The 24,258-nt window shown below is 29.1% G+C and carries 28 protein-coding genes and 2 riboswitches; of the genes, 19 read left to right on the top strand and 9 right to left on the bottom strand.

The window, feature by feature from the left end:
• Positions 1-86: 86 nt before the first annotated feature.
• Positions 87-1,541 (top strand): amino acid permease, encoded by a 1,455-nt coding sequence (locus tag Q6H37_RS22520; protein WP_318736764.1) that lies wholly within the window; start codon positions 87-89, stop codon positions 1,539-1,541.
• A 158-nt stretch (positions 1,542-1,699) separates the two neighbouring features.
• Positions 1,700-2,146, top strand: a complete 447-nt coding sequence (gene dut, locus Q6H37_RS22515) for a dUTP diphosphatase (protein WP_318736762.1) — start codon at positions 1,700-1,702, stop codon at positions 2,144-2,146.
• Positions 2,147-2,219: 73 nt separating this feature from the next.
• Here the strand turns inward: dut and Q6H37_RS22510 are convergent, their stop codons facing one another.
• From Q6H37_RS22510 to Q6H37_RS22485, 6 genes are all read right to left on the bottom strand, one after another.
• Positions 2,220-3,305, bottom strand: coding sequence for a protease complex subunit PrcB family protein (locus Q6H37_RS22510; protein ID WP_318736760.1), 1,086 nt, complete (start codon positions 3,303-3,305; stop codon positions 2,220-2,222).
• A 200-nt stretch (positions 3,306-3,505) separates the two neighbouring features.
• On the bottom strand, positions 3,506-4,417 hold the full coding sequence (locus tag Q6H37_RS22505) for a DUF4367 domain-containing protein (RefSeq protein ID WP_318736758.1): 912 nt from the start codon (positions 4,415-4,417) through the stop codon (positions 3,506-3,508).
• Complete coding sequence (locus tag Q6H37_RS22500) at positions 4,407-4,928, bottom strand: sigma-70 family RNA polymerase sigma factor (protein ID WP_007064264.1); 522 nt, start codon at positions 4,926-4,928, stop codon at positions 4,407-4,409. The genes Q6H37_RS22505 and Q6H37_RS22500 overlap by 11 nt, the downstream gene beginning before the upstream one ends.
• A 509-nt stretch (positions 4,929-5,437) precedes the next feature.
• Positions 5,438-6,208: a CpsB/CapC family capsule biosynthesis tyrosine phosphatase gene (locus Q6H37_RS22495; protein ID WP_318736755.1), complete on the bottom strand. Its 771-nt coding sequence runs from the start codon at positions 6,206-6,208 to the stop codon at positions 5,438-5,440.
• 382 nt (positions 6,209-6,590) lie between these two features.
• Entirely contained in the window at positions 6,591-7,370 is a 780-nt protein-coding gene (locus Q6H37_RS22490) for a LysM peptidoglycan-binding domain-containing protein (protein WP_318736753.1), read from the bottom strand.
• Positions 7,371-7,374: 4 nt separating this feature from the next.
• Positions 7,375-7,508, bottom strand: a riboswitch (cyclic di-AMP (ydaO/yuaA leader).
• 339 nt (positions 7,509-7,847) lie between these two features.
• Entirely contained in the window at positions 7,848-8,732 is an 885-nt protein-coding gene (locus tag Q6H37_RS22485) for a DegV family protein (protein ID WP_318736751.1), read from the bottom strand.
• A 266-nt stretch (positions 8,733-8,998) separates the two neighbouring features.
• Positions 8,999-9,105: riboswitch (TPP riboswitch) on the top strand.
• A 125-nt stretch (positions 9,106-9,230) separates the two neighbouring features.
• Between Q6H37_RS22485 and thiC the strand changes: the two genes are divergently transcribed.
• Complete coding sequence (thiC, locus tag Q6H37_RS22480) at positions 9,231-10,544, top strand: phosphomethylpyrimidine synthase ThiC (RefSeq protein ID WP_318736750.1); 1,314 nt, start codon at positions 9,231-9,233, stop codon at positions 10,542-10,544.
• A gap of 202 nt (positions 10,545-10,746) precedes the next feature.
• On the opposite strand, the gene Q6H37_RS22475 is transcribed toward thiC, so the two are convergent.
• A complete protein-coding gene (locus tag Q6H37_RS22475; protein ID WP_318736749.1) occupies positions 10,747-11,187 on the bottom strand; it encodes an ImmA/IrrE family metallo-endopeptidase in 441 nt (146 codons plus the stop codon).
• A gap of 14 nt (positions 11,188-11,201) precedes the next feature.
• Positions 11,202-11,615 (bottom strand): helix-turn-helix transcriptional regulator, encoded by a 414-nt coding sequence (locus Q6H37_RS22470; protein ID WP_318736748.1) that lies wholly within the window; start codon positions 11,613-11,615, stop codon positions 11,202-11,204.
• Between the two features lie 230 nt (positions 11,616-11,845).
• Here Q6H37_RS22470 and Q6H37_RS22465 point away from each other — a divergent pair, with 230 nt between their 5' ends.
• From Q6H37_RS22465 to Q6H37_RS22405, 13 genes are all read left to right on the top strand, one after another.
• Positions 11,846-12,052 carry a helix-turn-helix transcriptional regulator gene (locus tag Q6H37_RS22465; protein ID WP_318736747.1) on the top strand — a complete coding sequence of 69 codons (207 nt, stop codon included), beginning with the start codon at positions 11,846-11,848 and terminating at the stop codon, positions 12,050-12,052.
• Between the two features lie 138 nt (positions 12,053-12,190).
• Positions 12,191-12,712, top strand: a complete 522-nt coding sequence (locus Q6H37_RS22460) for a hypothetical protein (protein WP_318736745.1) — start codon at positions 12,191-12,193, stop codon at positions 12,710-12,712.
• Between the two features lie 216 nt (positions 12,713-12,928).
• A complete protein-coding gene (locus Q6H37_RS22455) occupies positions 12,929-13,099 on the top strand; it encodes a hypothetical protein (protein ID WP_318736744.1) in 171 nt (56 codons plus the stop codon).
• Between the two features lie 71 nt (positions 13,100-13,170).
• Complete coding sequence (gene terS / locus Q6H37_RS22450; RefSeq protein WP_318736743.1) at positions 13,171-13,950, top strand: phage terminase small subunit; 780 nt, start codon at positions 13,171-13,173, stop codon at positions 13,948-13,950.
• A complete protein-coding gene (locus tag Q6H37_RS22445; RefSeq protein WP_318736742.1) occupies positions 13,928-15,190 on the top strand; it encodes a PBSX family phage terminase large subunit in 1,263 nt (420 codons plus the stop codon). The genes terS and Q6H37_RS22445 overlap by 23 nt, the downstream gene beginning before the upstream one ends.
• 13 nt (positions 15,191-15,203) lie before the next feature.
• Complete coding sequence (locus tag Q6H37_RS22440) at positions 15,204-16,610, top strand: phage portal protein (protein ID WP_318736741.1); 1,407 nt, start codon at positions 15,204-15,206, stop codon at positions 16,608-16,610.
• 39 nt (positions 16,611-16,649) lie between these two features.
• Positions 16,650-17,234, top strand: coding sequence for a phage scaffolding protein (locus tag Q6H37_RS22435; RefSeq protein ID WP_318736740.1), 585 nt, complete (start codon positions 16,650-16,652; stop codon positions 17,232-17,234).
• A 15-nt stretch (positions 17,235-17,249) separates the two neighbouring features.
• A complete protein-coding gene (locus tag Q6H37_RS22430; protein WP_318736739.1) occupies positions 17,250-17,576 on the top strand; it encodes a hypothetical protein in 327 nt (108 codons plus the stop codon).
• 13 nt (positions 17,577-17,589) lie between these two features.
• Positions 17,590-18,609 carry a major capsid protein gene (locus Q6H37_RS22425; RefSeq protein WP_318736738.1) on the top strand — a complete coding sequence of 340 codons (1,020 nt, stop codon included), beginning with the start codon at positions 17,590-17,592 and terminating at the stop codon, positions 18,607-18,609.
• Between the two features lie 37 nt (positions 18,610-18,646).
• The gene (locus Q6H37_RS22420) at positions 18,647-18,985 is read left to right on the top strand and encodes a phage head-tail connector protein (RefSeq protein WP_318736737.1); all 339 of its coding nucleotides are present in this window, start codon (positions 18,647-18,649) and stop codon (positions 18,983-18,985) included.
• 1 nt (position 18,986) lies between these two features.
• The gene (locus Q6H37_RS22415) at positions 18,987-19,337 is read left to right on the top strand and encodes a hypothetical protein (protein ID WP_318736736.1); all 351 of its coding nucleotides are present in this window, start codon (positions 18,987-18,989) and stop codon (positions 19,335-19,337) included.
• A complete protein-coding gene (locus Q6H37_RS22410; RefSeq protein ID WP_318736735.1) occupies positions 19,337-19,789 on the top strand; it encodes an HK97 gp10 family phage protein in 453 nt (150 codons plus the stop codon). The genes Q6H37_RS22415 and Q6H37_RS22410 overlap by 1 nt, the downstream gene beginning before the upstream one ends.
• Positions 19,786-20,220, top strand: coding sequence for a DUF6838 family protein (locus tag Q6H37_RS22405; protein ID WP_318736734.1), 435 nt, complete (start codon positions 19,786-19,788; stop codon positions 20,218-20,220). The genes Q6H37_RS22410 and Q6H37_RS22405 overlap by 4 nt, the downstream gene beginning before the upstream one ends.
• Before the next feature lie 108 nt (positions 20,221-20,328).
• On the opposite strand, the gene Q6H37_RS22400 is transcribed toward Q6H37_RS22405, so the two are convergent.
• Complete coding sequence (locus Q6H37_RS22400; protein ID WP_318733743.1) at positions 20,329-21,624, bottom strand: IS110 family transposase; 1,296 nt, start codon at positions 21,622-21,624, stop codon at positions 20,329-20,331.
• A 493-nt stretch (positions 21,625-22,117) separates the two neighbouring features.
• Between Q6H37_RS22400 and Q6H37_RS22395 the strand changes: the two genes are divergently transcribed.
• From Q6H37_RS22395 to Q6H37_RS22385, 3 genes are all read left to right on the top strand, one after another.
• Positions 22,118-23,209, top strand: a complete 1,092-nt coding sequence (locus Q6H37_RS22395; protein WP_412523883.1) for a phage tail sheath subtilisin-like domain-containing protein — start codon at positions 22,118-22,120, stop codon at positions 23,207-23,209.
• Positions 23,210-23,224: 15 nt separating this feature from the next.
• Positions 23,225-23,680 carry a phage tail tube protein gene (locus Q6H37_RS22390; protein ID WP_318736732.1) on the top strand — a complete coding sequence of 152 codons (456 nt, stop codon included), beginning with the start codon at positions 23,225-23,227 and terminating at the stop codon, positions 23,678-23,680.
• 96 nt (positions 23,681-23,776) lie between these two features.
• On the top strand, positions 23,777-24,196 hold the full coding sequence (locus Q6H37_RS22385; protein WP_318736730.1) for a phage tail assembly chaperone: 420 nt from the start codon (positions 23,777-23,779) through the stop codon (positions 24,194-24,196).
• Positions 24,197-24,258 lie beyond the last annotated feature (62 nt).

Below are 24,258 nucleotides of genomic sequence, written 5' to 3'. Positions count from 1 at the left end.
TTTTAATGCTCTGAGTGTGTTCTCAGAGCATTTTTTATCTTAGTTATTTCACTTATCGGAGAATATTACCGATAAGGGGGAGAAAAATGGAACAAGTTAATCAAATTAAAGAGCAGGAGTCAGGTGGATTAAAAAGAACTCTAAAGGCAAGACATCTTAACATGATTGCAATGGGTGGTGCCATTGGAACAGGAATATTTTTAGCACTGGGAGATACAATTAAACAAGCAGGTCCAGGAGGTGCTTTAGTTGCATATGGTTGTATAGGTATTATGGTATATTTTTTAATGACTAGTTTAGGAGAAATGGCAACCTTCATGCCAGATTCAGGTTCTTTCAGTGTTTATGCAACAAAGTTTGTAGATCCAGCATTTGGATTTGCTATGGGATGGAATTATTGGTATAACTGGGCTATTACTGTTGCTACAGAAATGGTTGCAGGTGCTGTGCTTATGAAATTTTGGTTTCCAGGAGTTCCACCTGTTATATGGAGTGTTATATTCCTTACATTAGTAGTTGTGCTTAATCTTTTATCAGCGAGAGCATATGGAGAAGCAGAATTTTGGTTTGCAGGTATTAAAGTAGCTACTGTAATTGTATTTTTGATAGTAGGTATTGCAACTATATATGGAATAATAGGCGGACATTATGTTGGATTCAAGAATTTTACAGTTGGTGAAGCACCATTTGTAGGTGGACCTAAATCAATTTTTCTAATATTTTTAATTGCAGGATTCTCATTTCAAGGAACTGAACTTGTTGGTGTAGCTGCTGGTGAAAGTGAAGACCCTGGCAAAAATATACCAAAGGCGATAAATACAATATTCTGGAGAATTTTGCTATTCTATATGGGAACAATATTTGTAGTTGGAGCATTAATTCCTTACACAGATGCAGGTGTTCAGACTAGTCCATTTACTATGGTATTTCAAAGAGCTGGTATTGCAGCTGCAGCATCGTTAATGAATGCTATTATCTTAACTTCAGTACTATCAGCTGGAAATTCAGGAATGTATGCTTCAAGCAGAACCTTATATGGAATGGCTAAGGATGGAAAAGCTCCTGCATTCTTTGGAAAACTTAATTCAAGAGGAGTGCCTGTAAATGCATTAATAGCAACTACAATAGTAGCATCACTTTGCTTTTTAACAGGTCTTTATGCAGAAACAACGGTTTATGTATGGCTTGTAGCAGCTTCAGGACTTGCAGGATTTGTTGCCTGGGTAGGCATAGCGTTGTGCCATTATCGTTTCCGTAAAGCTTATGTGGCTCAAGGACGTGATTTAGGTAAATTAAAATATACAGCTAAATTATTTCCATTAGGTCCAATAATAGCCTTGGTATTATGCGTAGTAGTTATTTTAGGCCAAGGATTAACTTATTTTCAAGCAGATACAATAGATTGGAAAGGAGTAACTTCATCATATATAGGATTACCATTATTTTTAGTATTATGGTTAGGATACAAAAAGAAACATAATACTAAGGTTGTAAAATTGGAAGATGTTGATTTGAAAGTTAATGAAGAAAAAACATTTTAAATAGCATATGTTTTGTAAGGTAAAAAGTACACGCTAGGTTATATATAGCGTGTACTTTTATACTTTACTAACTATTTTTACAAGATTCCTTGGCAGTATAACTAATAATTGATAAAATAAATAATGTCACAAAATATATGATTAAGGAGATAAATGCAATGAATGAAAGTACAATACAAGTAAAAGTTATAAAGGTTAATGAACTGGCAAAATTACCAGAGTATGCTCATGAAGGTGATGCAGGTATGGATTTATTCTCTATAGAAGAAATTGTTATACCTCCATTAGAAACTGCACTTATACATACAGGTATAAAAATAGAACTTCCAAGAAATACTGAGGCTCAAATTAGGCCAAGAAGTGGTCTAGCACTTAAACATTCTATAACAGTTTTAAATACTCCAGGAACTATAGATGAAGGATATAGAGGTGAAATTGGAGTAATACTTATCAATCATGGAAAAATTCCATTTAAAGTTGAAAAGAATATGAAAATAGCTCAAATGGTAGTTAAACCTATAACTAGAGTTAGCATATTAGAAGTAGAAGAGTTATCTGAAAGTGAGAGAGCAGAAGGCGGATTTGGATCAACAGGAGTTAAGTAGTGAAAAGCTTCATAATAGCATATTAGCAGTATAAAAAATGAGTACTTATAGAGTTCTATAAGTACTCATTTTTTTATTGAATAGATACTTGAAATTGCATTCTGTAGCCTTGATTAGAAACCTTAATATTAGAAGTAACATCACTTGTTATAAATAGATAATATGTTTGATTAGCAACATAAGGTTTCAAAGGAATAATTCTTATAGATTTTTTATCATCAGACAAAGATGCTTCAGTAGGAATTCTAGTTCCATCACTATCAACTACATATATATTCGTATTGTTTACATTTTCTTTTGCAAGTTCTTTATCATAATACAATGTCAATTGCATATTTTTGTCTAAGTTTTTTTGGAAATTTAAATCTTGCCATTTTGAGTCAGTAAAGGAAGATTTATCAACAGGGAGTAATATCTCTGTTAATGGGAAAGAAGAATTATTATTATATTTTTGTGGAGTTCCTAATGCATATTTAATAGTAACATTACTATTTAACTTTAAATCTTTAATTTTGTTTTCACTTTCTTCATTATCGTTAAGGTAGAAGAATTGGGATACTCCATTAGAATTTTGAATTTCTAAAAATATAAAATTATTTTCTTTATATATATTTTTTAAATTACCTGAAGCCCAAGATATACCAATTATAGGCTGAAAGCTTCTTTGAATATCATAATAGCTAAAATTTTTTCCGTCAGAATTTTTTACTGTTATATTGTGCAATGGAACATCTGCTTCTATTATAGTGTAAGGATAACTTGCTATTTGAGACAATGCAACATTATTATCTGGAGAAGTTTCTTCAACTAATACATTTACTTGTTGCTCAGAATCTTCCACAGCCTTTACAGTGATTCCATAACCAGAAGTAGGCTTTTCTCCACTCATAACAGCTATATAGGACTTGTTAGAAGAGCTGTCAGTATAAGAAACAAAACCTTCATTGTTTTTATAAAGTTCGATTTTTTTCATTAAATCACTAGGAGCCTCATCTTGTGATATAGTATGAAAATTAACTTTATTATAAATTATAGAATATGTCTTTGCTTCAATAGAATTTGTGTTTTTGGACAAAACTGCAGCGCTTACTTTGAATGGCATGTATACTAAACCTATGCCCAAAGCAATACACGTGGATATTAAAAATTTTTTTCTCATTAATGGGACCTCCCTGAAAATAATCCTTTAGTTAATTAAATAAAAAATAAATGTACTTTTAAAATTCTAAATTTGTCAAACGCCATTTTAATAGGGTACAAGAAATATACCCTATTAAAATATAAATATATAGAGCTTCCTCCGTATATTAAATTAGACGTAACCATAATATAAAATGTTTCAAAAACTTTTATATTTTTTTAATTAATAGATTTAGCTATATTTATCAACGAATCTTCTGGCAAAGTACTGGATAAATAATATTGTACATTATTGTTTATCCATACTATTTGTGTAGTGGCAGATTTACTGTCTTTCATATAATTAATATAAGCTTTATTACTATTTATATATACAGTTTTAGATCCGTCTAAATTGGATATATTTTTGCTCTCATATATTTCAAAATATGAGGAATCTGAGCTATATTTTAATTTAATACATTTCAATTTTGCATCTGGAATTGATATATCTGTAAGATTAAAACCATCTGGAACATAAGATGGAGTTATGATCTTACTTTCAAAATATTTTTCAGCAGTTGCCATATCTAAGTTTTTCTGTGGTGAAGCTATACCTTGAAGTCCCTTATAGGATTCTTTACCACTAAAATTTTCACTTGGTGTCAAAGAGTTTTGCGTTGAGTTTCCAGATGTAGAAGTACCACTTGAACTCTTGGAATCAGCAATGCTATCTACTGAATTGGCAGTATTGGTGCTGCTTTTAGTTGTCTTATCATCTGGTTTATTATTAGCGGATGTACCAGATTTATCTTTATTTTTTGAAGAATCATTTACTGATTTAGCTAAATCATTATTACTTTTTGTTTTTGAGCCTTCTTTAATTTTTCCACTATCATTAGAGTTTTTATACTGTTGCTCATTATTATCTACGTAATTACGAGGTATAGTTGAATTATTAAAGAAATAATTATATGTAAATCCGATTATTAAAAAAGCTGCAGAAGCTGCCGTAGCAAGTATAGGTTTTATCCTATTCTTTTTTTTACTTTTACATTTTTCTAAAGTCATTTTTTTTAATTTTTCAGTAGCATAAATGTCTTTAAGGAGCAAATTTGATGCCTCTTTAAAATATTCCATATTATCCTTCATATTCAATCTTCCCATCTATATTAAATTTTAACATTTTTCTAGCACGAAAAAGCCGACTACGAATCGTTGCTTCTGGTACATTTAAAATTTTACTTATATCCGTAGTAGATAATTCCTCGTAATAATAAAGTAGTATAGGCTCTTTATATTTATGAGGCAAATTCATAACTTCATTTAATAATTTTTCATATTGAATTGAATTAATAACCTTATTGTCTATATTAGCATCTACATAATTGTCAGCTATTGAAGGGTTGTCAGTATAGTCAAATGCAAATACCCTCTTAAACCATGAATTTCTTAATATATCCTTGCAGGCATTCATGGTAATAGTCATAATCCATGTTTTTTCACTACTTCTCTTTTCAAACTTGTAAAAATTCTTATAGACTTTTATAAATACTTCTTGAAAAACATCTTCAGCTAAATACTTGTCCTTAAGGTACATGTAAGCAATTCTTAGTACATCATCGCCATAGTCGTTCATTAATCTTTCTAGTTCCTTGTCCATGTTTTAATAATATCTTTTTTCAAGATATTTCCCCCCCATCACAAATACCAAATGTACTAAAATGTAATAGCTTAATTAATTTCTGAATTGAGCAACTAAAAATTAATGGATATAAGAATTTCATATTATATAATATCATATCACATTTTCCAGTGTTTGGCGTAGTTTTAAAATCAAAAAATATATGATATAACGATAAAAATAGCTAATTTAGAGAAATATTAAAGAAATAAATATATAATACTATAATTTTTACAACATTCCATAGTCAAGTATTAGTAAATTTCTATTTTAATTTACATAGTAACAATTTTATAAATGCAAACATTCATTTGTTGAACAATTTTGAGGAATTAAAATATTAATTTGTGTTTGATTTGATATTGTATTTTTTTATAAGTACGATAATAATAGCATATTTTGTATTTGAAAAAAAGATGACAAAAAAGCTTAGAAAAACTTCTAAGCTTTTTTGTCTAAGGGAAATTAATAAGAACATTGAAAAAATTTCATATACCATAAGGACCTGTTATACTATTACCAAATCCCATAGCCCTTGAAATAGAACAATCATATTTTAAAATTTTAATAGACTTATGTTTGGATAACATATTTCCTATTTTAAGCTTTCTTATATCATAATAATCAAGGCAATGAGTATCAGAACCAACAGATATTTTTATATCATTTTTTTTCAAATGTTTAAATAATCGTTTAGTTTTCCAAGTATCTATGGATTTTACTATTTCATCAAAATACTCGTAACCTTCATTTACATTTAGTTCCCAGAATAGATTGTTTTCTTTTAATTTGCTTATTAAAAAATTCAATCCATAATTTTTATATAAGCGAAGCAAATCGGTGTGTGCCAAACCAATATTGCATTTTAAATGTTTTGTGTATTTATCTAATTCACTAAGTTTTACACTATTTTTAAAGTAGTCTATATATTCTAAAAGAACATAATCTAACTTATTAAATAGATCATAGGGTAAATTATTTAAATCGCATAAGTCCTTATTCATACATATTTCAATTCCAGAATATATTTTTATATTGTTCTTATATTTTAATTTTAAACCTTCTAAGTTTTCTATATAGCGTCCTAAGTTTTCTATAAGTACAGAATTACATTTATCAGTTTGAAAGTGATCAGATATACCTATTGCAGTTAAGTTATGTTCTATAGCATTTTCAATTATTTTTTCTGGAGAGTGAATTCCATCTGACCAAAGAGTATGATTGTGTAAATCCATAAAATCTATTGAACTTAAGTCCATTAAAAATACCTCTTTTCAATTCAAGTATTTATTCTTATAAATTTTCTAATAATTTTTAATTTAATATATTTTCTATAAAACGATTACACTTATATGATATAATTAAATTAAAGAAATGTAAATGATATTTTAAACAGATCATATAGAAAATTAATTGAAAATTTCTGTGTCAACTTATTGATTTATTAATATAATGAAATTAAGCAAGGGATGTAAAGTGATGAAATTAGGATTATAAAATGAGGTTACTATTAGAAAAAACAAAGTATAATATTAAAATATACTAAATTTTAATATACTTTATTAAATTTTTATAATTAAAAATAAACACTATTAGTTTATTAAAATCTAATAAACCAATAGTGTTTTATTATATTTAACTTTAATATACAAATACCAATTTATCTATTCTAGCAGCTAATGGCTTAGACCAAAGCCATTGATTAGTAGCACTATCATCAAAATAGTAAAAAGCTCCCTTAGATGGATCAACGCCATTAAGAGCATCCTTAGCAGCTTGTACACATTCTGCTGATGCAGACTTATCAATCCATCCATTTGCAACTGGAGTAAACTGGTAATATCCACCAGATTTTTCGTATATTACAGAAGATATAGTTTTTGGAAAACGAGGGTCTTTAACTCTATTTAACACTACAGCACCTACAGCTACCTTAGCATTGTAAGATTCACCTTGGGCTTCAGCCATTATGAGTCTAGAAAGAATATCTAAGTCACTTGCTGTATAAGAGGCAGTTGTATTAGAAACTGCTGTAGCAGAAGTTGTTGTTGTATTTAATGAAGTTATTCCAGGTAAAGTAAGCTTATCACCAATATTTAAATAGTTGTCCCATTTATTATTAGCTTGTCTTAAATCGGAAATGGACACACCATATCTTTGTGATATTAGATATAAACTATCCCCACTTTTTACAGTGTAAATGCATCCGGGAACAGTAAGTGTTTTTCCTGGATATATTGCTGTGTTTGTAAGATTATTGTCTTTCATGATAGACGTATAGGTTGTATTAAAAAGTTTTCCTATAGTATAAAGAGAATCTCCAGATGTTACAGTATAACTAGCAGCTTGTACTGGAGTACATATCATTAAAGATAAAGATGCAATTGATACTAAGTTTCTGATTTTTTTTAAGTTAATCATAAAATTTATCCCTCCATTTTGCCTCCGAGGTTAGTTGACGGGTTCGGGTTGAGAGTCACCCTACTTCTTATTATAGAAGATTCACCCCAAGATAATTGATCCCCCGTACTCATTTTAGAGATTCGGCACGATTTGTTTCTAATTCTAACAGAAGTCTGATAATACATCTATGGTTGATTCATGGTTATTTAGGAAAATTAATGATTTATATATAATATTAATTACTTGTTACATAAAAAGTAAAAAAATAAAGTACAGGCAAGTTTTATCCGATCGCTACCATTGCTAATACCCCCACCTTCTTCAAGTGTGGGATAAGCACTGCTGCGCGCCTGGATAAGTTCTTCTAAGGCTCAGATGGGTAAAATACCTAAATGGTATTTTACGAGCTTTTGCTCAGGTAAGAGGGTATTCCTCAGAAGCAAACTCCACCTGAGTCTAAGAATCACTTGATTACCTGTACTTTATTTTAATATTTTAGTTTGCATGAATTTCTCTTTTTTTACCTAAAAAGAATAAAGCCAGAGCACCTGGACCTCCATAAGCACCAACTACAGGTCCAACATAATTTATAATTACATCCTTGATCTTAAACTTGTTTAAGATAAGTTTTTTCAGAGCTAAAGCATCTTCTATGCAATCACCATGGGAAATTGCTATAATTTGCTCTTCAGGATTTTCTATTCTTTCAATAAATTTTTCAAAAAGAGTAGATAAGGCTTTTTTTCTACCTCTGATTTTTCCTATAGGTAAAACTTTACCTATATTGCTTATAGTCAAGAATGGCTTTATATTTAATAGCATACCTACAAAAGCAGAAGTTGCAGATATTCTCCCGCCTCTTTTTAAATGATTAATATCATCTACAATAATATAGGTATTTAACTGGTGTTTAACGTTTTCTAAATAGTCCATAATTTCCTTTAAAGTTTTACCGGATTTCTGCATTTCATAAGCTTGTAAAACCATAATACCTTGTCCTAAAGAAGCTGTTAAAATATCAATTATATGAATATTTGAATCAGGATACTCTTCTTTTAACATATGCTTGGCTATATGAGCACCATTAGTAGTTCCACTTAAGCCGCTGGAAACTCCAATATAAAGTATATCTTTTTCAAGTTCTAAAATTTCTTTAAAAGAGTTATAAAAAGCATGGCTACTAGGTTGAGAAGTTTTTGGTATTTCACCTTTTCTCATATCTTCATAAAAGTCCTTAAAAGGATAACTTTCACCAAAATTGTCCAATACTTCCGTACCCTTACAATTACAAGTCAGACTGACATAAGGTATTTTTAAATTATTGATATAGCTTATTGGTAAATCACAGCAAGAATCTGTAATGATAATAAAATCTTTCATAAATACATTCCTCATAAATTTTATTTTTGTATAAAAAATTTGTCATAATTCATTTTATAATGTAATCCTTTAAAGTTCAATAGATAAGAGGAAAAATTAAGAATGATTAAATTTACAAAAATTCATTTTTAAGTATTTAAATACTACTCTATTAGATTAAAAAATATATAAAAATAAAATGATTAGGCCGAATTTAATTGTGTGAATTTAACAAAGCTGGAATATTGAAAAAATTAAACATATATGATATAATTTACATGAAAAATTAAATAATCTAGGGGGGCCTATGTTATAGGCTGAGATAGAACTGTTAGTTCTGACCCTCATACCTGATCTGGATAATTCCAGCGTAGGGAAGAGCTTTATATAGTTTTAAAATGCAACTTTATAAGGTTGCATTTTTTTATTTATATAAAGATGAATATGAGGGAGATGTAGAATCTCCTCCTTTTTTATTTAACATAGTTTTTGAAAAATATGTTAAGGGAGATGTTTTAAATGAATTACACAACACAAATGGATGCTGCTAAGAAAGGCATAATTACAAAAGAGATGGAGAGAGTAGCTGCTAAAGAAAACATGGAAACATCGCAACTAATGGAATTAGTTGCGCAGGGTGCAGTTGTAATACCAGCTAATAAAAATCATAATGCATTAGATCCAGAAGGTGTAGGACAAGGACTTAAAACTAAAATAAATGTAAATTTAGGAATTTCAAAGGATTGTAATTGTGTAGATGATGAATTAGAAAAAGTTAAGGTAGCTTTAGAAATGAAAGCAGAAGCCATAATGGATTTAAGCTGCTTTGGAAAAACTGAAGAATTCAGAACTAAATTAGTAGAAATGTCACCTGCTATGATAGGTACAGTGCCTATGTATGATGCAGTAGGATTTTACGACAAAGAATTAAAAGATATAACTGAAGAAGAACTTTTAGGAGTAATTGAAAAACATGCACAAAATGGTGTGGATTTTATGACTATTCATGCAGGCATAAATAGAGAAACTGCAGCAGTTTTTAAGAGAAATGAAAGACTTATGAACATAGTATCTAGGGGAGGAGCCTTGATATATGCATGGATGGAACTAAACGGAAAAGAAAATCCTTTTTACGAGTATTTTGATAAAGTCTTAGATATATGTGAAAAATACGATGTAACTATAAGTTTAGGAGATGCTTGCAGACCAGGTGCTATAAAAGATTCTACAGATGCTTCACAGATTAAGGAGCTTATGACTTTAGGAGAACTTGCAAAAAGAGCTTGGAAGAGAAATGTACAAGTTATGATAGAAGGGCCAGGACATATGAGTTTAGATGAAATAAAAGCAAATATGCAATTAGAAAAGAAATTGTGTCATAATGCGCCGTTTTATGTGCTAGGACCTTTAGTTACAGATATAGCTCCTGGTTATGATCATATTACATCAGCTATAGGAGGAGCAATAGCTGCATCTTCAGGAGCAGATTTCCTATGTTATGTAACTCCAGCAGAACATTTAAGGCTTCCAAACTTAGAAGATATGAAAGAAGGAATTATAGCCACTAAAATTGCAGCTCACGCAGGAGATATTGCCAAAGGAATAAAAGGTGCAAGAGACTGGGATAATGCTATGAGTAAGGCTAGAAGAGAACTTAATTGGGAAAAAATATTTGATTTGTCTATAGATCCAGAAAAGGCAAGAAGATATAGGGAAGAATCAAAACCAGAAGATGAACATACATGTACTATGTGTGGAAAAATGTGTGCTGTTAGAAACATGAACAAGGTTATGGAAGGAAAAAATTTAAATGTTTTAAGAGATGATGATTAGTGTGCGTGCATAAAAAAAGAAGATAAATTAAAATAGGTTTTAGAAATTTTTCAAATAAGCATTAGTGAAAATACTAATGCTTATTTAAATTACAATAAATTGTACATATGAAAATAAAATTACTATCAGAAATTAAATATAGAGTTGCATATATATTGAGAACATATAGATAGATGATAAGAGGTTGTATTATATAGAATACTTATTCAAAAAACTTATACATAATAAGTCTTTCAGGAACTCCAAAATAGCAACTTAGTTCATTTATAGACATAGTTCTAAGAGAATACATATCAATATCATTTTCATTAATTAATATTTCTGCAGCAAATTTATTAGCAGCATTTTCATATTTACCACGTGGAAATAAAGTAAATTCATGTATGTAATATGATGATTTACTTATATGCAAAGTAGCATGACCTAATTCATGAGCCAAAACAATTTTTTGTAAAAACTCACTAAGATTTGAGTTTATTACAATAAATTTTTTGCCAAATTGTTTTTTAAAGAATCCTTTTGTTTTTTGTGATTTAAAGGGCACCTTTTTAATTATAATATTTAGTTCTTTAGCAAGTTTTTCGGGATCTCTAGTACCATATTTTTTTACTAAATGATTAACCCTAACGCGTATATTTATCATTATAAGTCACCTGCCTATTTTTTAGGTTTTCTTTTATTAAGCGCTTTAGCTTCCCAAAAAATTTCATTCATAATGTCCAAGATTTCTTTTTTATCTTCTTCGTCGAATTCATCATTCATAAAAAATCCTTGAGCTTCTTTTTTTAAAAATTCTTTATATTGATCTTTATCTCTCTTAGTAACCTTAAACTTATCAGAGTATTCTTTAGGTATATCTATATAGTCTTCTTCTGAATCCTCTTTAAAAAATTCATCTATAGTCACATTTAAAGCTTTTGCTATTTTAGATAAAGTGTCAGCAGTTGGGTTGCTTTTATCATTTTCGATTTCACTTATTGTAGACTTTGAAAGACCAGTAATGTTTTTCAAATCTAATATTGATAATTTATGTTTTTTTCTTATAAATCTTATCCTTTGTCCTAAAGTCATAAAAATCACCTTTACTTTTTATTCGGTATTATTTACCGTACTTTTATTGTAACACAAGGTTCGGTAAAGTAAACTAAAAATTTAAGAAAATCAAAGAAATAGAACGTAAGTTCTGCTTATCGAAACAATAAGTTCGATATACAGGTAATTTTGGGCTGTGAAAATAGTTCGATAAAGTGGTAATATATATATATGTAAAAAGCAATAATAATTAAAAATGAGGTGATAGAGTGCTCAATAAAATAAGACAAGCTATAGAAGAAAAGAATCTTAAAATTACTAATGTTATAAGAAACATAAGGGTATCAAAGTCCTATTTCTATGATGTTATGAATGGAAATAGTATTCCTTCGCTCGTAGTAGCCAGGAAAATTGCACATGAACTTAAGGTTCCTTTAAACGAACTTTTTCCAGAACAAAAATTTGATAGTTATTAATGTTACAAAACTAGCAAAAGAAAATTTTGTAATTGTATCATTAAATAAATTATATAGCAGTATATTAAAAATCACATAATAAGATTTTAATTTAAAGAAGGCCAAAAAGAAAAAATTCATAATTTTAGGAGGAAAAAAATGATAGATAAAAGTACTTTTAAACATATAGAAAACAAACTATACAATTATTATGGTAGGAGTAAAAGAGTTAATAGTATTAATAGAAAAATAAATTTACTGAAAAATCAAATAAAATGTATAGAGGATAAACTAAAAAATGTGGATATTGAAATACCAGAAGAGTCAAGAAGTATGACATATGAAGAAAGAGTTCAAACGTCTAGTGGTGGTGAAAGTTATGCGGAAAAAGCTCTAATAAGAATTACAGACAAGTTATTAAGAGAAAAGTCAAGAAAAGAAGAAGAAGTTGTGGATTTAGAGGAAGAACTAAGAAATATAGAAGCTGATAATGTAGTTATAGAAGATAATATAAGGGATATAGAAGACAGGCAAATTTTGGATTTCTTAAGCATGAAATATAAGGAACAATTAAAAGATTGGCAAATAGGTATGAAAATAGGAAAGGATCAATCCACTGTTACTAGAACGAGGCAGAAAATAATTTCAAATATAGCAAGTGGAGAAGAATGGGATAGATAAAAGATATTAAAAATATGCATTAAATATGCATTAGGTACGCATTAGATATGCATTAAATTTAAAAAAATCGATGTTATAATAGTATCATAGAAAAAATTAAAAGATGGTTGCTGTAGTAAATATTTATTGAAGAATATAATAAGTTGTCCTTATTATATATAAAGCACTAGTGGAAGTAACACTAGTGTTTATTTAAATTTATAGGAGGTGAGAGGTGTGAAGATAGTAAGATCTCAGCGATCAGATATACATGAAGAATTAAATAAGCAAAATATCAAAGAAAGTAAAAATAAAGTTGAAAAAGAACAACTCTCTTTTTATGATATTTTAAGTTTAATGAAGCATGATAGTTATTATAGACATAGAGGAGCTATAAGACAAAGATAATACGAAATTGTAATTTTTTATTCTAAAACTTTCAGAATGTATAAATAAACAGTTAGAGTAGGTGAAATGATATGCCAAGACAAAGAAGTCCTAACAGTATAAGAGCAGAGCAAATGTATATAAGTGGTAATGGAAAGATGGAATTAGTTGATATTGCTAGGAAATTAAAAGTACCTTATGGAACCATAAAATCATGGAAAAGTAGATATAGATGGAATAACAAATTAAATGAATCATTAGAAAAAGAAAGAATGAAAATTAAATGCAATACTATAAATGAGAAATATACTAAAGGAGCACCAAGGGGTAATAAAAATGCTGAAAAACACGGCTTTTTTTCTAAGATATTTCCACCTGAAACATTAGATATAGTACAGGATATTATAGTCAAGAATCCGTTAGATATGTTATGGGAAAATATAATAATTCAGTATACAGCTATAGCAAGATCACAAAAAATTATGAATGTAAAAAATCAGGAAGATCTAACTAAAGTACTTAAAAAGCAAAAAGAATCCAATGGAGATACATCAGAAAGCTGGGAAAAAGAATATGAGCTGCAGTTTGCATGGGATAAACAAGCTACATTTTTACAAGCTCAATCAAGAGCTATGAAGACTTTAGAAAGTATGATTAAACAATATGATGAACTATTAAGAAGCAACCTTGCTACAGAAGAGCAAAAACTTAGAATTGAAAAACTTAAGATTGATATTAGCAATGTTAATGTTGGTAATAATGGCAGCAATAAAGAAGGAATTAAGGAATTTGTAAAAGCTACAACAATGAATGAAGATGAAGTAAAAGAACTATTTAAGGATGATGAAAATGAAAAAGAAGAAACAGAATAAAGGCTTTAAGTTTCAACCATTTTCTTTAAAGCAGAAAAAGTTGTTGTTCTTTTGGGAAAAAGGGTCGCCATTTGCAGACAAGGATATAGTAATTGCTGATGGAGCTATTAGGTCAGGTAAAACTATAGCAATGATATGCAGCTTTATAAGATGGACATTAAAATATTTTAATGGTGAGAATTTTATTTTAGCAGGTAAAACAATAGGTGCACTTAAAAAGAATGTTATAGGTCCTATGCAGCAAATATTAAATTCTTGGGGACTTAAATATGACTATAATAGGTCAGAAAATTATATAACTATAGGTGATAATACTTATTATATGTATGATGCAAATAATGAGAAATCACAGGATAGACTTCAAGGTTTAACTGCTGCTGGAGCATTAGCTGATGAAGTGGCTTTGTTTCCTCAAAACTTTGTAGATCAAATGATAGGACGCTGCTCAGTAGATGGTGCTAAAATTTTCATGAATTGCAACCCGGGTAGTCCATATCATTTTGTTAAAATAGAGTTTATAGATAAAGCTAAAGAAAAAAATATATTATATATGCACTTTACTATGGATGATAATTTAAGCCTTTCAGAAAAGGTTAAAGAGAGATTTAGACGTATGTTTAGTGGAGTATTCTTTAAACGATATATACTTGGCTTATGGGTACAAGCAGAAGGCTTAATTTATGATATGTTTGATGAGATTAAGCATAAAGTACAAACTATAGTAAGAGATTATAAAGAGTTTTATATAAGTTGTGATTATGGTACTCAAAATGCAACTGTATTTTTATTATGGGGTAAGTACTTAGATAAATGGTACTTAATAGATGAATATTATTATTCTGGTAGAGATAAGGGAAAGCAAAAAACTGACAATGAATATTATGATGACTTAATTAACTTTGCTAAAGACAGAAGAATAAAAGCAGTTGTAATAGATCCAAGTGCAGCTTCTTTTATAGCAGTGATAAGGAAAAAGGGTAAGTTTAGAGTTAAACAAGCTAAAAATAATGTGCTAGAAGGAATAAGAAATGTTTCAAGTGCGCTAAATGATTCAATAATACAGTTTAATGATAAGTGCATAAATACATTTAAAGAATTCTTCTCTTATATTTGGGATGAAAAGTCTATTGAAAGAGGGGAAGATAAACCTGTAAAAGTAATGGATCATGCTATGGATGCTGTAAGGTATTTTGTTAATACAATTTTATATAAAAATTGTGGTGTATCAGTATTTAAGTAAGGAGGTGGAAATTATGTTATTTGACTTTAAGCCTAAAGTATTAGCAATGAGTCAGGAAGAAATTATAAAGGAATTTATTGATGAATTTGATAAGTCAGGCAAAAGAAAAAACATGCTAATTGGCCAAGCTTATTATGAAAATAGAAATGATATAAATAATAGAGAAATATACTGTTATGTAAATAAGCAAAAAATGATAGATGATACTAAAGTAAATAATAAGCTAAGTCATGCATTTATGAAGCTTTTAGTAGATGAAAAGATTGGTTATATTTTGGGTAAATCTCCGGTATATACTTCTTTGGATGATAAGTTTCAAAAAAAAGTAAATGAAATATTGGATGAGGATTTTGATGATATTTTGAATGAGTCTGGAATTGAAGCAAGTAATAAAGGAATTTCGTGGCTGCAGGTATATATTGATGATAGTGAAAAATTAAGATTTAAATTAATTCCAAGTGAGCAAGTGGTTCCTTTATGGGAGGATACAGATCATTCTAAATTGCAGGCGGTCATTAGATATTATTATGTTACTGAATATGAAGGTAAAAATAAGAAGGATGTGCTTAAAGTAGAATACTGGGATGATAAAACTGTTATGTATTACACAGATTATAATGGAAAAATTATTTCCGATGTGGAAGCTAATGAAACAACAGAACCATTAGGTCATTATTTAAAGGATAAAGAGCATTATGGCTGGGGAAGAGTTCCATTTATAGCAGTTAAGAATAATAGTAAAGAGCTTAGTGATTTAACATTTGTTAAATATTTGATTGATGATTATGATTTAAATACTAGTGATATAAGCAATAATCTTGCTGAACTACAATCTCTTATATATGTGTTGAAAAATTATGCAGGACAAGATGTTGGAGAATTTATACAGGACTTAAGATATTATAAGGCAATAAAGGTTGAAGGTGATGGAGGGGTGGAATCACTTAATTCTAATTTAAATGTTGATGCAGCAGAGAAACATTTAGATAGGCTTAAGAAAGATATTTATCAATTTGGGCAATGTGTAAATATGGATACAGATAAATTTGGAGCCAATCCTTCAGGGGTAGCACTTAAATTTTTATATAGTGGTTTAGATCTTAAATGTAATAATTTTGAAAGAAAACTTAAGAAGGCATTTAAAAACATATTTTGGTTCATATCAGAGTATTTAAAAATAAAGAAAGAAGGAAATTTTGATTATACTAAAGCAAAAGTGAATTTCAACAGAAATATGATTACTAATGAAACAGAAATAATCCAAGATTGTCAAAATTCAAAGGGCATGGTAAGTGATAAAACTATAATTGCTCATCATCCTTGGGTAAGTGATGTAACAGAAGAAGAACAAAGATTATCAGATCAATATAAAAATTTGAAGTGCAATAAATCCAATTACATTGATAATGCAATCAATTAATAACTATTATTTAAGAGATCAAGAAAGGAGTGATAGTAAATGCCAAAGTTAACTGAAATACTTGGAGAAGCATATTCTCAAATACCAAAAGAAATAAAAAGTAAGTATAGAGATATGGATTTGGTTGACAGTTCTAATTATATAATCAGAGAAAAATATAATAGCTTGAAAACAGATATAGAAAATGAGCTTAATATTGCTAATAAGACTATCGAGGAATTGAAGAAAAACAATAAAGGAAATGAAGAGCTTAAAAATAGGATAGATCAATATGAAAAAGATTATAAAAAATTAAAAAGAGATAGTGAAAAAGAAATAGGTGAAATGCAATTTAATTATGCATTAGAAAAGGCTTTAAATAAGTCAGGAGCCAAAAATAGCAAAGCAATAAAAGCTTTGATAAATACTGAAAAAATTAAATTAGAGGGAGAATCAATCATAGGGTTGGATGAGCAGTTAAAGAATTTGAAAGCATCTGATCCTTATTTATTTGCAGAAAATAAAATAATTACACCTAAACCAGGAGATGGAATAAGTACACCAGGAGGAAGTTCCTTAGCTGTTAAAATAGCAAAGAAGAGAAATAAACAAGTTCAAAATTCATATGAAAATATGTGGAAATAGAAGGAGGTACAAGGTATGTATGTAAAAACAATAAACATTAATGATCAAATTGAATTCTTAGCTAGTGAAAAGTATGTTAATTTCACTACCACAGTAAGTGATGAAGGTATAACAGCTGATGAGCTTGGAAGAAAAATAGTTCTTGCAGGTAGTATACTAGATGCAAATGGAAAAGTAGTTAATGATAGTACTGCTGCAGGAATATTATTTTCTAGCGTAGATGTTACACAGGGACCGCAGCCAGGCTCATTAATGGTTGAAGGTTATGTATTAGAAGATAGGCTTCCTGTTAAGCCTGCAGACACAGCAAAAACAGCATTAAAAGAAATAAAGTTTAGATAGGAGTGAGTTATAAATGACTAGAGTAGAAGAATTATTTTCACCACAAGCAATTTTAAATTATGTAAAGAACAGAGAACAGACACCAATGTTAGGAGATATATTATTTCCAGAAACAAAAATAGAAGGATTGGATTTCAAAATAATAAAGGGCGCCAATAATTTGCCTGTAAGTGCTAGTATACATGGGTTTGACACTGAAACTGAAATAGGTTCAAGAGATGGAGTTTCCTATAGTGTAGAAGAATTAGCATTAATCAAAAGAAAAATTAAAATGGATGAAAAATTAATAATACAATTAAATTTTCCAAGAAGCACGCAAGAAGAAACTCAGGCTATTAACCAAATTTATAATGACGTAGATAATATGGTAAACAGTGTTAAAACTAGAATTGAAGCTATGAGAATGGAAGTTATAACTACTGGAAAACTTAACATAAATGAAAATGGAGTTAAAACCTCTATAGATTACGGCACACCTAAAGTACAGCAAAGTACAACCGATTGGACTAGTACAGATGCAAAAATATTAGAGGATATTTATAATTGGACAGATAAGGTAGTACAAAACGTAGGTTGTACTCCTACTAGAGCTGTAACTTCTAAGTCAGTATTAAACTTGCTTTTAACTAATATGGCAATAAGAAAGGCTGTATTTGGAATTAATGCAGATAGATTATTAACCAAAGATATGCTTAATCAACTATTATCATCTATGGATTTACCTGAAGTAGCAACCTATGATTCACAATATAGAACGCAAGGTAATGATGGAAAGTATGTAGTAAAAAGGTATTTTGAAGATGGTAAATTTGTATTACTTCCAGATGGTAAATTAGGTGATACTATTTATGGACTCACTGCAGAAGAAATAGAATTAAGGGGTAAAAGTGATACTAAAATAGAGTCCTTTGGAAATATTGTAGCTGAAATATATAGTACTAAAGATCCAGTAGCAAGGTGGACAAAAGCAGTTGCCACTTGTTTACCATCATTCCCTTATGCTGATCAGATATATATTGCTAAAGTGAAGTAAAAAAGTTTATTATTTTATAGGCTAAGGAGAATTAATTATGTTAGAAAATATAAAAAATATTTTAGGAATAACAGATGATTCCGAGGATAAAATTATTAATCAATATATAAATAAATTTACCCAAAAGACACTTAATTATTGCCATATTAAAAAGTTACCAGAAGAATTAAAAGGATTTGTAGAAGATAAAGTAATAGCTGTAATGCAATATAGATCTCAGAACAGCAGTATGAGCTGTGAAAAAAAAATTAAATCCGTAGAAAGGGGTGATACCAGGATAGAATATTCAGTAGATGAAAAAGATGAAAGAACTTTATTAAGTTTTGGAAATGAGGATATTCACGAATTAAATATTTTTAGAAGGGTTGCTTGGTAATATGACAGAAGCTGAAATATTAGAGTTGACTTATTTTGATAAAGCTGCAGTATATGGTCAAATAGAGTATAAAAAACCTAATGGGGCTACAGCGTTTAAATCAGGTGTAAAAGCAGAAAATGTTAAATGTGCAGTTTCAAAGAAAGATATAAACAATGTAAATCAAACAGATATCACTAATAATATTAAGTATAATGTGATTATGTTTTGCTCTTCAGATACACCTATAGCTGCAGGTGATGATGTAGAAATTACTTTTGAAAATGGTATAAAGAGAAAGTATGAAGCGGGAGAATTTTTTCCTTATTTAAGTCATTTAGAAGTACCTCTTTTAAGAAAGGATAAAGCATAATGGGATTTGAGATAGATGAATTATATCAGTTTGAAAATGCTTTAATGAATTTTACGAATGTTGAGTTCCCTAAAGAACTAGAAAAAGAAATTTTGGAACTTTCAAATAGTTTTTTACAAAGTTTAAAGAATAAGTCTTCAAGTGTAAATTATGAGCATAGTACTTCAGAAGAAAGTTTAGCAAATAACTGGAAGGTAGGTAATTTAGTAAGAGATGATAATGAATACTATATAGAAGTATTTAATAACTCACCTTATGCAGAGGATATTGAATATGGATATAGGTCGAAATTAGAGAAAATTAAAAATGGTGAAAAATATAAATCAAACAATAAAATGGTTTTTATACCTGGAAGGCATATGCTTAAGGTTAGTACAGAGCAGCTTAGTAAAGAACTACCTGAACATTTATCAGAATGGCTTGATGAAACAATTAAGGAGCTAAGTTTATGATTACATTTAAAGATATTAAAGATGCTGTAACTTTAAAATTAAGTACGGAGTTTTCTAAAATAAATGTATATGATGAAGAAATAAGACAGGGGTTTAGTCCACCTGCTTTTTTTATTGAGTTAATTCCTGTAAGTACAACTAGAGCAAGTTTTTTTACTAAAAATCCTACTTTAATTGTAGATGTTCAGTATTTTGCCAAAGAAGAAAGTAATGAAGAGCTTTATGATATGGCTGATAGTTTGGAAAGAAGCTTTAAATTTTGTATACAAGTTAAAGACAGAGTCCTAAATATAATGAAAATAGAATATGAAATAGTTGATTTTGTGCTTCATTTTCAAATAAGTTTAAATTATTTAGTTTCAATTCGTGAAGATATTGAAGCTGTAGAAAATATTGAGCCTATGAGAAAGCTTCATTTTGAGACCAGCTAGTAAAAGTCAATAAGTTTTTATAAAAAATTTTATTAATAAAAATAGGTATCACAAAAAATCCATTAAAAAACACGAATAATGGAAATTACTTCCTAATTATTTTAGCCGTTAGGCTGCTGGTTTAGATAGCTTATTAAGATACATTTTTGTATGTATTTTAGGGTCACGTAATTCATACTCTTTTTGATTTTTAAGAACAGAGAATATGTAGTTAATTAGCTTATGCATTATTGCCACTAAGCCTACTTTTTTACTTTTACCTTTCATATTTTCAGTATAAAAATTAAGTAAAACTTTATTTATTGGTTCACCGTTTCTACTTTTACGTACGGATGATAACGCGACAACATATAAGGCTCTTCGTCCTATTCGGGTACCTCGTTTAGACATAACATTTTTGTTACTATTAAACTTACCAGATTGTTTAACTGAAGGATCTAAGCCAAAATATGCAACTAAATGCTTAGGTTTAACAAAACCTTTAATATTACCAATTTCGCTCATTATTGCAATGGATGTAAAATCTCCAACACCAGGTATTGAGTAAAGTAATTGTACATTTTTCTTAAATTCATCAGAAATTCTATTGCTACACATTAATATATGAATTTCAGTTAATAGGTTTCCAATTTGGATTTCCAATGATTCTATTATTGCAATAGTATTAATTACTTTTACAAATAGACTTGGTGATTTAAGACCAATGTAAACAGCTTCCTCAGCAGCAGCATATAACTTTTTATATATCTTTTCACTATGTACTAACCCTTTTCTAGAATTGCTTGAAATGAGATTAATAACTTCATCTCTATCAGCATTTAAAACTGCTTCAGCACTAGAATACTTTTTTAAAATGGCTATTGATGTTTTTCCTGTAATATTTGAAAAAACAGACCTGTAACCAGGAAAAATGACTCTTAAATCCGTAGAAAGTTTTTTTGTAAATGTAGATTTACTATCAGTAAATTTATAGTAATCTCTACAAAGAGATTTTAAAGTGTAGATTTCAATATCAAAACTAGAAGAATATTTGACATCTTGAAATTTACCTATATTAGCAATGGTTAATGCATCTTTTTTATCATTTTTTACTTTTCTTATATCCACATTTTTGTTACAATTAGTAATGAGTGGATTAAGGATACATACTTCAAATGTATCTTTAAGAAAGTGGAAAAGAGTAAGATGGTATACACCAGTAGATTCCATGAAAATGGCTGTTTTCATGCTAAACTCTTCTTCCACTTTTTTTATTTGATCTACTAGGTAATCAAAACCATTTCTATTATGCATAATCTTAAAAGGTTTTCTATAAATTTCACCGTTAGGTGCTAGTATAGCAGCTACTGAAAAATCTGCGGATACATCAATTCCAACTGTTGGTCTATAAAAAAATTTACTCATATACATTATCTCCTTTGTTTGTAAGAGATAGAATAGATATTCCATTTCTATCAGTAATTTTGTAACCTTGTTTGTGACACAGGTAATTCCCAAAGGGAAACCTAACCAGCTAAACACAGAATTCTCACTGATGGAATGACATGCTCAGTCACGGGTAATAATGACTCGATAGAGTCATTTCCCAGGAGGTGTCCATCTATCTTCTATTCAGGAGATATTATACATCAATATTTACTAATTTGGTTTCCCCTTAAGGGAAAATAGAAAACTAAGTTAGAGTAGAAACATACACCCTGTCGGGTAAAAGAATTACGAATAATAAGAAAAAACTAAGTTGTAATATTCACAAATGGTATAGATAGTTTTCTATTGAATGTTATGGCTACATTATACAAGGAGGTGATATATAAATGATTAAAAAAATATCTTTAGAGTAATTGTTATAAAAGGTTGTGTAAATTATTAAAAAAGAACTATAAAAAAGGAGATGAGTATGTTGGGATTACCATCATTAAATATAATTTTTAAAGAAACAGGTACTACAGCAGTTGATAGAGGTACAAGAGGAGTAGTAGCACTAATATTGAGAGATAAAACTGTACCTCAAGTAAATCCTATAATTTTAAATGGAGTAGATGAAATTCCAAGTGGATTGACAGCTGATAATCAGGAACAAATTAATCTTGCGTTTATAGGATATAAGTATCCTCCTAAACAAGTTATTGTTTATGTTCAAGTTGACACAGCTGCAGATTATGTAGAAGCACAACATTATCTAGAAACTATTAAATGGGATTATTTGGCAATACCTGGTATATCAGATGCAGATACTACAGCATTTGCTACTTGGATAAAAAAGCTTAGGGATTCGGATGATAGGAAGGTTAAGGTTGTACTTCCAAATACAGCAGGGGATCATGAGGGCATAATTGATTTTTGTGCTTCTACAATTAAGACAACAAATAAAACATATACTGCCAAGGAATATTGTGCTAGAATAGCTGGATTACTTGCAGGAACACCGTTATCTATAAGTGCTACTTATGCACCTTTACCAGAAGTAATTGATTGTGATCATCTTACAAAAACAGATATGGACACTGCTATTGATGCTGGAAAATTGATTTTAATGAATGATGGAAGAAAAGTTAAGGTTGCAAGAGCAGTAAATAGTTTAGTTACCACTATTGAAGATAAAGGGAAGATATTTAAAAAAATCAAGGTAATAGATATTATGGATCAAATACATGATGATATCAAATCTACTGTAGAAGATAATTATATTGGGAAGGTACAAAATGATTATGATCATAAAATTTTACTTATAAGTGCTATAAGCAATTATTTTGATGGACTTGAGTTGGATGGTTTATTAGATAAAGGTAAAAGTAATGTATTTATAGATACCACAGCTCAAAAAATTTATTTAAAAACTTCTGGATATGAAACAACAGATGGAAGAACAGTTGATCAAATGTCAGAAAATGAAATTAAAGAAGCAAATACAGAAGATCAAGTATTTATAGCTGCTTCAATTAAGATTTTAGATGCTATGGAAAACATTAAATTTGGAATTGCAATTTAAAGGATGGTGAAATATATGAATAGACAAGGATATTATGATGAAACCAAAACTATATATGGAAATTATGGAACTTTATTTTTAAATGATGCTCAGATTGCAGAATGTACAGCATTTCAAGCTAAAGCTAAGTTAAATAAAGTTGAAGTACCTATGTGCGGGACTAATGCAAAAAAGCATAAGACTGTTGGTTGGGATGGTTCAGGTACAATGACCCTAAATAAAGTTAGTGACAGAATGATATTACTTTTAATGGATAATCTTAGAGATGGCATAGAAACAGTTTGTACTTTAATTAGTAAAATAAGTGACCCAGGAAATGGAGGAACTTCAAGAGTTAAACTTAGTGGTGTCAAATTTGATGAGTTGACTGTAGCAGATTGGTCATCTAATAAATTAGGCACTGAATCCATTCCTTTTACTTTTGAAGATATGGAAGCTTTAGATACTATTGATCCAAGCATAGTTAAATAAGAAAAGTTGTATAATTACAAACATAATTTAGAAACCCAGCATTAAAAAATGCTGGGTAAAATTATTTAATAACATTTTTAATTTAGGAGGAAAGTTATGAGTAAGATAGATTTATTATTAAAATTAGACAAATCAAAATTAGTGAGACCAACAAAGGAAATAGAAATAAAGAGATTATCAGAGGTGTTAGGAGAGCCTTTTTCAGTTACAGTTCAATCAATTACAGCAGATGAATTTGAAGATATTCAAAATGGAGTGTCAGTAAATGCAGATGGAAAAGTAGAATCTGAAAAGAATATTCAAGCTAAGTATGTAGTTTCTGGAATAAAAGACCCAGATTTCAACAATCAACAGGTTATAGAACAGTTTGGTGCAGTTAATGCAGCAGAAGCTGTAAATAATATATTTTTACCTGGAGAAATAACAGCAATATTTAATGTAATAAATGAATTAAGTGGATTTAGTAAAGATTCAGTTAAAGAAATAAAAAACTCATCACCAGAGACAGCGAAGTAAATTTAATGTACTGCCTCTGGAAAGAGAAAAGAATTAATATTCCCTCGGACTATTGGAATTTA

This window comes from Clostridium sp. JS66 (genome assembly GCF_033561535.1).
GTDB lineage: Bacteria > Bacillota > Clostridia > Clostridiales > Clostridiaceae > Clostridium_AM > Clostridium_AM carboxidivorans.
This window is presented reverse-complemented; position numbering and strand designations above follow the sequence as displayed.

Excerpts from the sequence above, each read along its gene's own strand:
- Q6H37_RS22520 (WP_318736764.1), top strand. The coding sequence starts at position 87 with ATGGAACAAGTTAATCAAATTAAAGAGCAGGAGTCAGGTGGATTAAAA.
- dut (WP_318736762.1), top strand. The coding sequence starts at position 1,700 with ATGAATGAAAGTACAATACAAGTAAAAGTTATAAAGGTTAATGAACTG.
- Q6H37_RS22510 (WP_318736760.1), bottom strand. The coding sequence starts at position 3,305 with ATGAGAAAAAAATTTTTAATATCCACGTGTATTGCTTTGGGCATAGGT.
- Q6H37_RS22505 (WP_318736758.1), bottom strand. The coding sequence starts at position 4,417 with ATGAAGGATAATATGGAATATTTTAAAGAGGCATCAAATTTGCTCCTT.
- Q6H37_RS22500 (WP_007064264.1), bottom strand. The coding sequence starts at position 4,928 with ATGGACAAGGAACTAGAAAGATTAATGAACGACTATGGCGATGATGTA.
- Q6H37_RS22495 (WP_318736755.1), bottom strand. The coding sequence starts at position 6,208 with ATGGACTTAAGTTCAATAGATTTTATGGATTTACACAATCATACTCTT.
- Q6H37_RS22490 (WP_318736753.1), bottom strand. The coding sequence starts at position 7,370 with ATGATTAACTTAAAAAAAATCAGAAACTTAGTATCAATTGCATCTTTA.
- Q6H37_RS22485 (WP_318736751.1), bottom strand. The coding sequence starts at position 8,732 with ATGAAAGATTTTATTATCATTACAGATTCTTGCTGTGATTTACCAATA.
- thiC (WP_318736750.1), top strand. The coding sequence starts at position 9,231 with ATGAATTACACAACACAAATGGATGCTGCTAAGAAAGGCATAATTACA.
- Q6H37_RS22475 (WP_318736749.1), bottom strand. The coding sequence starts at position 11,187 with ATGATAAATATACGCGTTAGGGTTAATCATTTAGTAAAAAAATATGGT.
- Q6H37_RS22470 (WP_318736748.1), bottom strand. The coding sequence starts at position 11,615 with ATGACTTTAGGACAAAGGATAAGATTTATAAGAAAAAAACATAAATTA.
- Q6H37_RS22460 (WP_318736745.1), top strand. The coding sequence starts at position 12,191 with ATGATAGATAAAAGTACTTTTAAACATATAGAAAACAAACTATACAAT.
- terS (WP_318736743.1), top strand. The coding sequence starts at position 13,171 with ATGCCAAGACAAAGAAGTCCTAACAGTATAAGAGCAGAGCAAATGTAT.
- Q6H37_RS22445 (WP_318736742.1), top strand. The coding sequence starts at position 13,928 with ATGAAAAAGAAGAAACAGAATAAAGGCTTTAAGTTTCAACCATTTTCT.
- Q6H37_RS22440 (WP_318736741.1), top strand. The coding sequence starts at position 15,204 with ATGTTATTTGACTTTAAGCCTAAAGTATTAGCAATGAGTCAGGAAGAA.
- Q6H37_RS22435 (WP_318736740.1), top strand. The coding sequence starts at position 16,650 with ATGCCAAAGTTAACTGAAATACTTGGAGAAGCATATTCTCAAATACCA.
- Q6H37_RS22430 (WP_318736739.1), top strand. The coding sequence starts at position 17,250 with ATGTATGTAAAAACAATAAACATTAATGATCAAATTGAATTCTTAGCT.
- Q6H37_RS22425 (WP_318736738.1), top strand. The coding sequence starts at position 17,590 with ATGACTAGAGTAGAAGAATTATTTTCACCACAAGCAATTTTAAATTAT.
- Q6H37_RS22420 (WP_318736737.1), top strand. The coding sequence starts at position 18,647 with ATGTTAGAAAATATAAAAAATATTTTAGGAATAACAGATGATTCCGAG.
- Q6H37_RS22415 (WP_318736736.1), top strand. The coding sequence starts at position 18,987 with ATGACAGAAGCTGAAATATTAGAGTTGACTTATTTTGATAAAGCTGCA.
- Q6H37_RS22410 (WP_318736735.1), top strand. The coding sequence starts at position 19,337 with ATGGGATTTGAGATAGATGAATTATATCAGTTTGAAAATGCTTTAATG.
- Q6H37_RS22405 (WP_318736734.1), top strand. The coding sequence starts at position 19,786 with ATGATTACATTTAAAGATATTAAAGATGCTGTAACTTTAAAATTAAGT.
- Q6H37_RS22400 (WP_318733743.1), bottom strand. The coding sequence starts at position 21,624 with ATGAGTAAATTTTTTTATAGACCAACAGTTGGAATTGATGTATCCGCA.
- Q6H37_RS22395 (WP_412523883.1), top strand. The coding sequence starts at position 22,118 with ATGTTGGGATTACCATCATTAAATATAATTTTTAAAGAAACAGGTACT.
- Q6H37_RS22390 (WP_318736732.1), top strand. The coding sequence starts at position 23,225 with ATGAATAGACAAGGATATTATGATGAAACCAAAACTATATATGGAAAT.
- Q6H37_RS22385 (WP_318736730.1), top strand. The coding sequence starts at position 23,777 with ATGAGTAAGATAGATTTATTATTAAAATTAGACAAATCAAAATTAGTG.